The sequence below is a fragment of the Flavobacterium niveum genome (assembly GCF_055231775.1).
The window spans coordinates 478,742-490,531 of sequence record NZ_JBUYSX010000004.1; the positions used below are offsets into that span (position 1 = coordinate 478,742).

The following is an 11,790-nucleotide window of genomic DNA, read 5'->3' on the forward strand; positions in this document are numbered from 1 at the left end:
AACCTTTTACGATGTACATGCAAAAACTGTTACCCTTACTTGCTATAATTATTCTGTTTTCGGGCTGCAAACCCGAAAAACCTAAATCCGGTAAAACACCCGAAGTATACACCGCAACCTTTGAAACCCTGAGGGGCGATTTTGAAATAGAGGTAACCCGTGCATGGGCTCCTGTGGCGGCTGACAGGTTTTACCAACTGGTAAACAGCGGCTTTTACGACGGTGAACCGGCCTATAGGGTGGTAGAGGGTTTTGTGGCGCAGTTTGGCAGTATAAGCGGGGCTAAGATGAAGCCGTGGAAACAGAAGATAATGCCCGACGAACCGTTGCTGCAAAAGAACAAAAAGGGTTTTGTGAGCTTTGCCCGTCAGGGTAAGGAATCCCGCAGTACCGATGTGTTCATCAACCTGAAGGATAACGGGTCGCTTGATACCCTTATGGTAGACGGCCTGCGTGGTTACACGCCTTTCGGCAGGGTGACGGAGGGTATGGAGATTGTAGAGGGATTGTACTCGGGTTATGGCGAGTTGGTAATGCAGCACCCGGAGATGTTTGGCGCAGAAGCCAAATTTAAAAAAGCATTCCCAAGCCTTGATTATATAGAGAAGGCGTACATTAGTTCGGGCGAGTAATTACTTTAGAAATATCTTAAGGGTATTTCCACATTTAATTTCTAATTTTACGCCCTGACAAATCAAAACACCTAAAACTCCTTATGGCATCAGGCTTTTTTGCAATTTTAGACGACATAGCTTCATTAATGGACGATGTGGCTGCAACCAGTAAACTGGCCACCGGGAAAACCGCTGGCATACTGGGCGACGACCTTGCCGTAAACGCTGAAAAAGCTACCGGCTTTGTTTCCTCACGAGAACTGCCTGTACTGTGGGCGATTACAAAGGGTTCGCTGCTGAACAAGGTTATCATCATTCCGATAATATTGTTACTTAATGCGTTCTTTCCGGTTGCTATAAAAGCGGTACTGGTTATAGGCGGTTTTTACCTGGCATATGAAGGTGTAGAGAAGATTGTGGAATATTTGTTCCACCACGGCCATGATGCACATGAAGAAGCCGGTGAGGAAACCCAGACCGAAGCAGAGGCAGAAAAATCTAAAATAAAGTCGGCCATTACTACCGATTTCATTCTTTCGCTTGAAATAGTAATCATAGCGCTTAGCACTGTTTTAGACAAGCCGCTTAATATACAGATACTAACCGTTTGTGTTACAGCGCTACTGGCTACCATAGGCGTGTACGGCATAGTAGCACTTATAGTACGCATGGACGATGCCGGTTTAAGGCTAATCAGGGTTTCAAAAAATAAAGGCTTCTTTTCTAAGCTGGGCAACCTGCTGGTAAAGGCGCTGCCATGGGTTATAAAAGCACTGGGTGTTATAGGTACTGTGGCGCTTATTATGGTGTCGGGCGGTATATTTGTACACAGCATCGATTATTTGCACCATCTGGTGCCTACGTGGCCACCAATAATTAAAGAAGTAATTGTAGGGCTTGTAGGCGGTATCGCTGCCCTGCTTGTTATTACTGCCGGTAAAAAAGTAGTAGCCCTTGTAAAGAAATAAAACCAATACTGCATAAAACAACAAAAGCCCGTTTACGGGCTTTTGTTGTTTTATGTAAATATGTTTACGCCTTTTTGCAGCAACCGTCCAGGCCTTCGTAGGCAGTTGGGTCGGCTTTTAGTTCATCGGCGTCGTACCCCAATTTTGTAATGGCCTGCTTTATTTTGGTCAGGTCTGTTTTCTTGCTGTTGTACGTTACCTTAATGGTCATGGCTTTTTCATCGATTGCCACCATCTGCACACCCTTTTCCTTTAGCAGGGTTTGGTTAAACCGTTGGCCGCAGGTTTCGCAGGCCTTGCAATGGTCACAATAAATTTTTGTTTTGATTACTGCGGTCTGCACCGTTTTCTGTTTCTGCTCCTGTGCCTGTGCTGTTGTGGTAATAAGCAGCAGCGTACAGGCAATGAATAATGTTTTTAGTATTGCTTTCATAATGTTGTTAATTGTTATGGGCAAACATAGGTAATTTTTTTATAAATGCTTTCGGCTGTTTCGCGCGCACCTGTCTCATTCCTAAAATGTATCTCATTTTGGAATTTAGGCCAACTGCCTGTTTTTTGTCGTATCAGGAAAACCAATTCGCCTTCTACTGCCTGAATAAAATCACGTTTATGCTTAGGATCATAGGTTTCATTAAAAATAGCAGCATATACTTTAAGCTGTCTTACTTCATTTTCTTTACCTAACCATTTATAGCCTTTGTATCCTTTGCGGCCAACATTATTTTTAGTGTAATAGTTATACAATATACATCCTCTCTGAAACCTTGTCTTTAAGGATGTAGCTGCTTCACCTACATATAAAATCTTATTTGAATATATGATATAAACTTTTCTTCGCTTAGCCGACAATTTTTCATTGTTTTGATTTTCATCTGATAAAAGTTTTACCGAGCAGGTATTGTCAGGTCGGTCTGTAATCTGTAAAGTATATTCCTCAAAATCATAGTTCACTGGTGTATCTGCCATTATTTTTTAAAATACAGGTTATTAAAAATACTCCGGGCAACCCTGGCATTTCTTCTCCCAGTCAAACTGGTATAGTATAGAGAACTCGTGCACACCGCCGTTTCTACCCATGCCGTTGCTTATTACATCATACGAATACCCGAATTTAAAATGCTCGTACTGTATGCCAAGGTATGGGTTAACCGAAGTAATAAACGGCGCATTCGGGCTGTTTCGTGCCGGGTTGGTAGCGGCATTGGCACCAAAGAAAATGCGTTGGAATACAAAACCGGCACCCAAGTCGAAACGGTTAAACTTCGACTGTTGCATGTAGTTTGCCGTAATAAGTAATTTGGCATCTGACGTGAAAAACACATTGGAAAACAAAAACTCATAACCGGCATTTACCGAAAAGAACATGTCCAGCGGTATATCGCCTGCCTGTGTAAAGGAAATATTCGGCTTGTTCAGGTGGCGTAGCGAAGCCCCTGCCCAAGCATTCCTGTTGTTAAAAAGGAAACCCGCACCAATATCAAAATACCCTGCTTTGTTGTTCAGGCCGCCTATAGTAGGGTCGCCACTCACAGGGTCTACGGTACCGTTGCCTATGTTCAGCTGGTCTTCAAGCACCAGGTTCTGGAAACCGTACGATTTCCTGCCGTAGCCCGCTTCAAGTGCCGGGTGGAAATACCAGTCGTCTGATACTTCTACGCGATAGGTGTAACTCAAATTAAACTGGAATAACTCATACCCGGTGAATGATTCGCGCTGGCTCAGCAGGCTTCCGCCAAAACCGCTGTTCATATCTTCAGACCACGTATTCAGGAAAGCATAGTCGCTATTAATCTTCAGCTTGGCATCGGGCCACTGGCTGCGGTGTATTACCCCGGCGCTGGTGGTTTCCATAAAGGCAGTAAAGGCAGGGTTCATGGTTTGCGGTACCATAAAGTACTGCGTAAAAACCGGGTCTTGCGCATGGGCAGCAAGTGCGGTAAGTAACGTAAATATAGCGGTGATGTATTTTTTCATTGTTGTTGTCTTGGTTGGTTATCGTATCAGTACAAACGGCCCTTCGTATTCCACAATTTGCCCGTAAAACGTTTCTGCCTTAATGCGGAAGTAGAAGTTTCCGTTTTCAGACGGGTTGCCGTTTACATCGCCGTTCCAGCCGGTTATTACATCGCCTTTTTCAGAATAAATTACCGCACCCCAGGTGTCAAATACGTTCAGCTCTATCGACTTCAGCCCACGGTGTACTGCGTTAAAGGTATCGTTATGGCCATCGGCGTTTGGTGTAAAGGCATTCGGCACCATTACTTCATAGCCTTTGGTAACCACCAGAAGCATGGTGTAGGTGTCGCTACAGCCGTATGGGTATACTACGTGCAGGGTTACAACATAGTTGCCCTCGCGTACGTAGGTGTGTTCCGGGTTCAGCTCGTTAGAACTTCCGCCGTCGCCAAAATCCCAACCCACCTCGGTATAATCGCCAGTAGAAAGGTTGTCAAATAACACCGGATCCATAATAGAATACTGCTGGTAGGTGGTAAAGGCAAACGAACCTGCGGTAAAGTTGGCCTCGCCCAGCTGCTGGGTATCGACTTCAAAAGTGGTGGTAGCGGTACAGCCCGAAGCATCTGTAGCCGTAACGATTACAGTACCGTTCTGGTCGGTATTCATGTACTGCCCGAAAGGCCCAGAAGCGGTGCCGCTGCTCCATGTGTACTGGAATGGCGGTACCCCGCCCGAAGCCTGTGCCACATTGGTCTGGCTTACATAATGGGTGTCGCAGTTGTGTACTACGTTGCTGCTTACATTAAGCGTAAGCGGGGCAGGGCGGGTTATGGTATACGTACCCGATGCCGTACAGCCCGATGCATCGGTAACCGTTACAGCATACGTACCCGAAGTTATAGCGGTTAGGTCCTCTACTGTTTGCCCGTTTGTCCAGTTGTAGGTGTACGGTGGTGTACCGCCCGCTACCACAAGGTTTATGGCACCACTCTGTGCGTTGGCACAGTCCAGCGCATGGGTAAGGTTTGCCCCTATAGTAAGTGCTGCCGGTTCTATAATGGTAAACGTGCGGATGATTTGGCAGGGCGTACCGTCGGTAATTGTGGCGGTGTAGGTGCCTGGGCCAAGGTTGTTCCTTGTGGTACCCTGGGTAGAACCGTCGCTCCATACCAGTGTTACCGGGGCTATACCGCCTACAAGGTTCAGGGCTATGCTGCCGTCTTGTGCGCCGTGGCAACTGATGTTGTTATAAACAGGTGTTACGGTAAATATCGGTGCTTCCGGAATTACTACGGTGATTTGTTTCACACAGTTGCTTTCATCGGTCACCGTAATTATATATGTGCCCGCCGAAAGGTTATCCTGATAAATGCCTGTGGCAAGGTTGCTCCACTGGGTGTCGTAAGGTGCATCGCCACCGGTTATGGTAAGCGATATGCTGGCATTATTGGCACCATAACACGTTATAGGCGTGGTGGCAGCGGTGATGATGATTTCGGGCTGCTGGGTTAGGGTTACGCTCAGCGGTATGGTACAGCCGTTATCGTCTGTGGCAATAAGGTTGTATATACCTGCGGTGATGTTTACCAAGTCTTCGGTAGTAGCTGTAAAACCGTTAGGACCGCTCCATGCATAGGTATACACACCCGATGCGTTTGGCACACCACCCGTTACGGTAACATCTATAGCGCCTGTAGCTGCGCCAAAGCACAGCACGTTTACATGGGTTTCGGTAATGGCCAGTGCTGTGGGCTGGGTGAGGGTAAAGCTCTGTGCCGGTGCTGTACAGCCGTTATTGTCGGTAATGGTAAGTTCGTATGTACCTATAACAAGGTTGCCAAGGTTTTGGGTCGAAGCCGTAAAACCGTTCGGGCCTGTCCATGCATAGGTATATACGCCTGTACCGCCGGTAGGTGTAATGTTTATGCTGCCGTTGTTTCCGCCAAAGCAACTTACTTGATAACCGTTAAATGTCGGTACTGTACCCGTAAAGGTTACGGGCTGCGGTTCGGTTATGGTAAAGCTCTGCGTTACAGGGCAGGCATTTGTAGTGTCGAGTATGGTTACAGTATACACACCCGGGGCAAGGTTGGCAATGTCTTCGCTGGTGGCAGTAAAGCCGTTTGGCCCTGTCCAACTAAAGGTGTAGCCCGGATAGCCACCACCCACAGTAAGGTCTATGGCACCGTTTTGCGCGCCGAAGCAACTGATGCTAAACCCGTTGAAATCAGATACTGTACTGCCTGTTATGGCAAGGCCGGTAGCAGGCTGGGTTATCACTATGCCGTTAAGGTATTTTACGGTGCCGTTAGCATCGGTAACACGGATATTGTACGTGCCTGCAAAAAGGTTGTCGAATACATAGCTTGTAGCGGTAAGGTTGTCCACGTTTTCTACTATAGTACTATCAGGTAGCAGTATTGCATAGTCATACGGTGCGATGGATTCCTGTGTTATTTCAACTTCTATAACACCGGTTGATTGCCCGAAGCAATCCACATTTACATGGCTGGCTATTACTTCCGCTATCACCAGCGGAAGCGGTTCTACAATGGTAAATGGAATCGTGATGTCCTGGCAAAGCCCGTCGCTTATGGTTACGGTATAGTTGCCCGGGCCTATATTGGTAATGTTTTGTGTCGAAGCCGTAAAACCGTTCGGGCCTGTCCAGCTGTAGGTGTATGTGCCTGTGCCTCCTGTAGGTGTAAGGTTGATGAAGCCATCGCCTGCACCTGCCGAGCTGATCTGGAAACCATTGTAATCTGATACAACCGACGTAACATCAAATTCGGGGTTTACATTCACCGTAAGGGTAAAGGCTGCGCCGTTACAGTTGCCTTGCGGCGAAACAGGTGTTACTGTATACACCACTGCCTGAACGGTTGCTGTCGCATTGGCAAGCGTGCCCGAAACGGTGGTTTGCGCAGTGCCTGATGCTCCTCCGGTTACATTGCCCGAAGGCGCACTCCAGTTGAATACCGTACCTGCCGGGAAAAGCGTAGCCACGGTAGCCGGGTCAAAGTTAAATGCCGTGCCGCTGCACAGGGTAAGCGAGGCATTTGGTACAATAGCCACGGGGTTTATGGTGACTTCAACGGTGAACGGCACGCCGTCGCAGCCGTTGAAGTGTGGGGTTACTGAGTAGGTAGCTGTTACCGGTGCATTGGTAGTATTTACCAACGTTTGGTTAAGGCTTGTTTGCGGAGTACTTTGCGCTGAACCTCCTGTAAAGCCGTTTCCGGCAGGGGCATCCCAGGTAAAAGTAACGCCCGCAGGCATGTTGTTTCCGCTGCTATTGGCAGGGATATAATTTAGTGCCGTGCCGCTACATGTACTTGTTTGCAGGTCGCCATTTACGTACGGAACCGGTGTTACGGTAATCGTATACGTTGAAGTTGCCCCCGGACAGGTAGCCGTACCCGAAGTAGTGGCTGTTGCAGTATAGGTTACCGTAAGTGGTGCGCTTGTGGTGTTTATAAGGGTTTGTGCCGGTATGGTAGTAGTGCCGCTTGTTGCCGCACCGTCTATGCCTGCAGGTACATTTGCCGTCCAGGTTATGGTAGTATTTGGTGTAAGGCTGGTTAACGTTACTGCTGTACTGGTAGTGTTAGAACAGAGTGTTTGCGGACTGATGGAGAATGCTGCAACCGGCGCAGGGTTTACCGTAATGGTAAAGGTTTGCGCTGTACCGAAACAGCCGTTTACCTCGGGCGTAACAGTTATCGTGGCCGTTATAGGCGCATTGGTGCTGTTAACCGCCTCGAATGAAGGGATATTCCCTGTACCGCTTGCACCAATGCCAATGTCGGTAGTGCTGCTTGACCAGTTAAAAACGGTATTGGCTACATCGCCTGTAAAAATGGTAATTGGGAGAGTGTCGCCGTTACAAACCGTTTGGTCGGCTACATCTGCTACAGTAGGGGTAGGGGCTATGGTAACATCCACTTCAAATGTATCGCCGGTACAACCGTTAGCTACCGGGGTAACCACATACGTAACGGTTACGGCAGCATTGTTTGTATTGGTAAGGTTCCCCGAAATATTGGTGCTATTCGTTCCTGCTGCAAGGCCGGTAATGCCCCCCTGTGCCGCAGGGGCAGCCCAGGTGTATACTGTACCTGTAGGGACTATACCGTTTGTAGGTGTTATGCTAAAGGCCGTACCGCTGCAACTGTTTTGGGCAATGTCTGTAATATCCGGTTTCGGGTTAACGGTAACGGTCACTGTAAAAGCATCGCCCGTACAGGTTTCGCTACCCGATGTCCATACCGGTGTTACCGTATACGTAGCCGTTTGCACGGTGTTAGATGTATTGGCCAATGTGCCGCCTATCATTGTGGCATTGGTGCCTGATTGTTCACCTGTAATGCTGCCGCTCAGTATTGGGGCGCTCCAGGAATAGGTAGTACTTGCCGGAACAATGTTCCCGCTGCCGTTAGCCGGTGTTATACTGAACGCCTCCCCACTACAAACGGTAACCGTTTGCGCCGTTACAAAAGGTTTCGGGTTAACCGTAACCGTAGCGGTAAACGGTGTGCCGGGGCAATTGTTTGCCACAGGTGTTACCGAATACGTAACCGTAACCGGTGCATTGGTAATATTGGTAAGCGTTTGGCTGATGCTGTTTTGTGGTGTGTTTTGGTTTGCTTCGCCAGTAATGTCGGCGCTTGTGGTTACCGTCCATGTGTATTGCGTACCTGTAGGGATGCTGTTTCCTCCGGCAGTTGTCGGTGCAATGTTAAACGTACCGCCACTGCATATCGTCGCTGTCTGGGCTGTGGCAATGTTAGGTAAAGTGTTTACGGCTACAGCCACAACATTAGAAGTCAGCACACTACACCCACCCGAAGGAAACGTTATCACGACATAGTAATAGGCAGTGCCTACGGTAGCTGCGGGCTGGTAGGTGTTGGTTGTGGCATTGGCTATTGCAGTGCCACCTGTGTTGCTGTTAGTGGTATTGCTGTACCATTGGTAGGTAGGCGTGCCTGTGCCGTTTTGGTAGCTAACGCTGAATTGAGCAGGGGTTTGCCCGTCGCAAAGGGTTTGTGGCTGTGGCTGTGTGCTGAATACCGGCGCGGCAATCACTACCACCTGAGATGTTGTACTTGTATCATTACACCCGGCTTCTGTTCCCGAAACAATGCAGTAATAGTATAACGTACCTACTGTTGACGTAAGTGGTGTATAGCTTGACGAGGTACTATTGGCCACAGCCGTACCGCTTGTAGTATTGTTTGCGGTATTGCTGTACCACTGGTAGGTAAAGTTACCACCTACAGGCGTAGCGGTAACCGAGATGGTTTGCGCTGTAGAACCTTCACACAGTGTTTGTGTGGCGATAGGTTCCTGGGTTATGGTAGGCGGTGTGGTTAGAGTTATGTCGAGTACATTAGTGTATTCGCTGCACTGCACGCCGTTTAGTGTGCTTATAGTAATACGCCTGTACCAGGTGTTTTGGGTAACTACAGGCGGGTCATACGTAGCGGCTGTTGCCCCTGAAATATCGGTAAACGGCCCGGTGATAGCCGTGGTACTGCTTTGCCATTGATAGCTTACAGTACCCGTGCCGGTAGCAGCTGCATTTATTGTGAAAGCCGACGGGTTACCGCCCCCGCAAATGGTTTGCGAACCGATTACACTACCGGGGCTAACCGTGTTTATGCTGACTGAAACCGTGTTACCGGTTTCGGTACAGGCTACGCTGTTAAGGGTTCCGGTAACCTTCCTGCGGTACCAGGTATCTTGCGTAAGCGCAGCCGGGTCGTATGTGCTGCTTGTGGCTCCCGCTATATCTATGAAAGGCCCTGTTGATCCTGTAGTACTGCTTTCCCACTGGTAGGTAAGGGTGCCGGTACCTGTTGCAGCGGTGGTTTCTGTAAAGGCAACAGGGTCGCCGCCGGGACATATGGTTTGGTTAGCGCCGATGCTTCCCGGTGTAATGGCGTTTTTGTATACTGTAACCTGGTCGGTGCCGCTGCATCCGCCGTTAGTTACGGTAAGGGTATAAGTGGTAGTAACCGACGGGTTTGCCGTAGGGTTTGCAATATTCGAGTTAGAAATCCCTGTGGCGGGCGACCAGCTGTATTGGTACGTACTGCCCGTACCGCCTGTACCGCTGCCCGAAAGCGTAACCCCCAGCGTGCTGCATACGGTTTGGTCTGCACCGGCATTGGCTACAACGGCCGGTGTTACGGTAAAGGTTTCGGTATCGGTGGTAGTGCCGCATTCGTTAGTAACATCAAGTGTTACAGTATAGTTGCCCGCAGCAGTATAAGAAATCCCAGGCGGTGTTTGCCCGGTATAGCTTGAAGGCGTACCTCCTGTAAAAGTCCATTGGTAGGTAGGTGTGTTAGTACCACAGTTTGTAACCGTTGCCGTAGGTGTTATGGTAGCCGATGTGCCTCCACATACGCTTGCTATACTGCTGATATTTACCGTTGGCGGCGCTTTTACGGTAACGGTTTGAGAGGTAGTTTTGCTACCGCAAGAATTGCTGGCCACAAGCGTTACAGTATAAGTACCCGGATTTGGGAAACTGAATGATGGGTTGGCTGATGTCGCCGTAGTACCGTTAGTAAAATAGTTATAACTGCTTGCTGGTGGTGTGCCACAGTTTGATGTTGAATAACCGACACTCCAGTTGTAAGTAATATTACATGAGTTTCCTACAGGGGCAGGCGTAGTATTGGCTGCCTGTGCAGTAAGTGAGCCGCAACCTACGGTGTTGTTTAATGTAAAGGAGGCTGATGTAAGAGGATTTTCAATACAAATGTTATGTGAAGATGTGGTAGTTCCACATGGATTCGTAGTTGTTAAGGTTACTGTATATATTCCTGGAGAGTTAAATATATGACATGCATCAGGTGTATTAGTACCATTAGCATTTACTATGTTTGTTGATGAAGTTGGGTCACCAAAATTCCATTGGTAAACGGTTAATGCTGAGCAATTAGAACCGCTAGAACCTACAGTTGTATTATTAGTAAAACAGATATTTTGTCCAACACATCCTGAAGTTGGTGAAGTGAATTCTGCCTCAGGTTTTATGCGTACTTGAATATTTCCTGCAGTATAAGGAGTACTGTCACATGAATTAACTACAGTAAGTATAGCAGTAAAACTTGATTGGGGACATGAACTGATATTATATGTATGATTTATTGTGCTTGATGTTAGAGGATGGTCGAAAGTTTCTGATGTCCCATCTCCATAATTTAAAATATACTGTGTTCCGGGTGAATTCAGTTCCCAGTTCCCTATTGTAAATGGTACTACCGCTGGAGCACACAACCCAGTTGTAGATCCAAGTGTTCCTAAACTTCCGGCAGGATTACTTTGGTTAGCTACGATATATGTTATAGTATTGTTACAATCATTTTCCCCATAAGCAGTTAATGTGAGTGAAAATGCGCCTAATTGAGTATAAGTATGCGTGAGTGGAAAATCACTTAAATGCAAATTAGTAATTGGAGGCCCATCTCCCCAGTTGAGAGTGTAACTATCTATACAAGAGTTACTTGGTGAGGTGTTGTTGACAGTAATAGTAAAATTAGGATTATTTACTGTAGGATTATTTTCGCAATTACTAAATGGAGAGAAAATGTTGGTGTCTTGAAGTTCTATATGTGGTTTTCTTTTAACAGTAACAGTTTTCGTGACGGTCCTTGTGCATCCATGAGAATCGGTAACTATAACTGTAGCGGTGAAGTCTTCGGTGCCACACCCTATCGAAACAAACGAGTGGGAAGGGTCGGCAGCAGTGGAAACACCTCCATCACTAAATGTCCAGTCATATTGGTAGGGTGCAGTTCCTCCTGTAACAGTGGAATCAAATGTGATTGAAGTGCCTGAGCATACGTTTTGTGCTGGTTCTGCAATTGAAACCGTAGGTCTTTCATACACGGTCACTACAACACCTTCGCTAACTTCATTATTAGCTTTTGCGTAATAGGTCGTAGTGATAGTTGGAATTATGGACAAAGTATTGCCTGTCCCAATTTCTGGGTCAGAACCATTAGCAGTTGTATGCCAAGTTATTGTACCCGTGCCGCCCGTAGCTGTAAGAATTACGGGAGTACCCGAACATACTGAATTATCATTAACGGTAACGGTAGGCGGATTTATAAAATCCTTCAAAGTTCCTGCGGCTGAGGCAAGGTTTATAAAAAGTACAAAAAGTACTACAAGCTTGTAGTGGTGTTTCATACGCTATAAGGTGTTGGTTTTCGCAAAGATAGCATTAA

General features: G+C 47.3%; 6 protein-coding genes. 2 read left to right on the forward strand and 4 right to left on the reverse strand.

The window, feature by feature from the left end:
* Nucleotides 1-17: 17 nt before the first annotated feature.
* Both ACZIX4_RS12915 and ACZIX4_RS12920 read left to right on the forward strand, forming a co-directional pair.
* Complete coding sequence (locus ACZIX4_RS12915; protein WP_463336053.1) at nucleotides 18-632, forward strand: peptidylprolyl isomerase; 615 nt, start codon at nucleotides 18-20, stop codon at nucleotides 630-632.
* 83 nt (nucleotides 633-715) lie between these two features.
* A complete protein-coding gene (locus ACZIX4_RS12920; protein WP_463336054.1) occupies nucleotides 716-1,582 on the forward strand; it encodes a DUF808 family protein in 867 nt (288 codons plus the stop codon).
* A 64-nt stretch (nucleotides 1,583-1,646) separates the two neighbouring features.
* Here the strand turns inward: ACZIX4_RS12920 and ACZIX4_RS12925 are convergent, their stop codons facing one another.
* From ACZIX4_RS12925 to ACZIX4_RS12940, 4 genes are read right to left on the reverse strand one after another with little or no spacing between them, the layout of a single operon-like run.
* Entirely contained in the window at nucleotides 1,647-2,015 is a 369-nt protein-coding gene (locus tag ACZIX4_RS12925; protein WP_463336055.1) for a heavy-metal-associated domain-containing protein, read from the reverse strand.
* 14 nt (nucleotides 2,016-2,029) lie between these two features.
* The gene (locus ACZIX4_RS12930) at nucleotides 2,030-2,551 is read right to left on the reverse strand and encodes a hypothetical protein (protein ID WP_463336056.1); all 522 of its coding nucleotides are present in this window, start codon (nucleotides 2,549-2,551) and stop codon (nucleotides 2,030-2,032) included.
* A 21-nt stretch (nucleotides 2,552-2,572) separates the two neighbouring features.
* Nucleotides 2,573-3,559 carry a PorP/SprF family type IX secretion system membrane protein gene (locus ACZIX4_RS12935; protein WP_463336057.1) on the reverse strand — a complete coding sequence of 329 codons (987 nt, stop codon included), beginning with the start codon at nucleotides 3,557-3,559 and terminating at the stop codon, nucleotides 2,573-2,575.
* An 18-nt stretch (nucleotides 3,560-3,577) separates the two neighbouring features.
* Nucleotides 3,578-11,752: a PKD-like domain-containing protein gene (locus tag ACZIX4_RS12940; RefSeq protein WP_463336058.1), complete on the reverse strand. Its 8,175-nt coding sequence runs from the start codon at nucleotides 11,750-11,752 to the stop codon at nucleotides 3,578-3,580.
* Nucleotides 11,753-11,790: the final 38 nt, after the last annotated feature.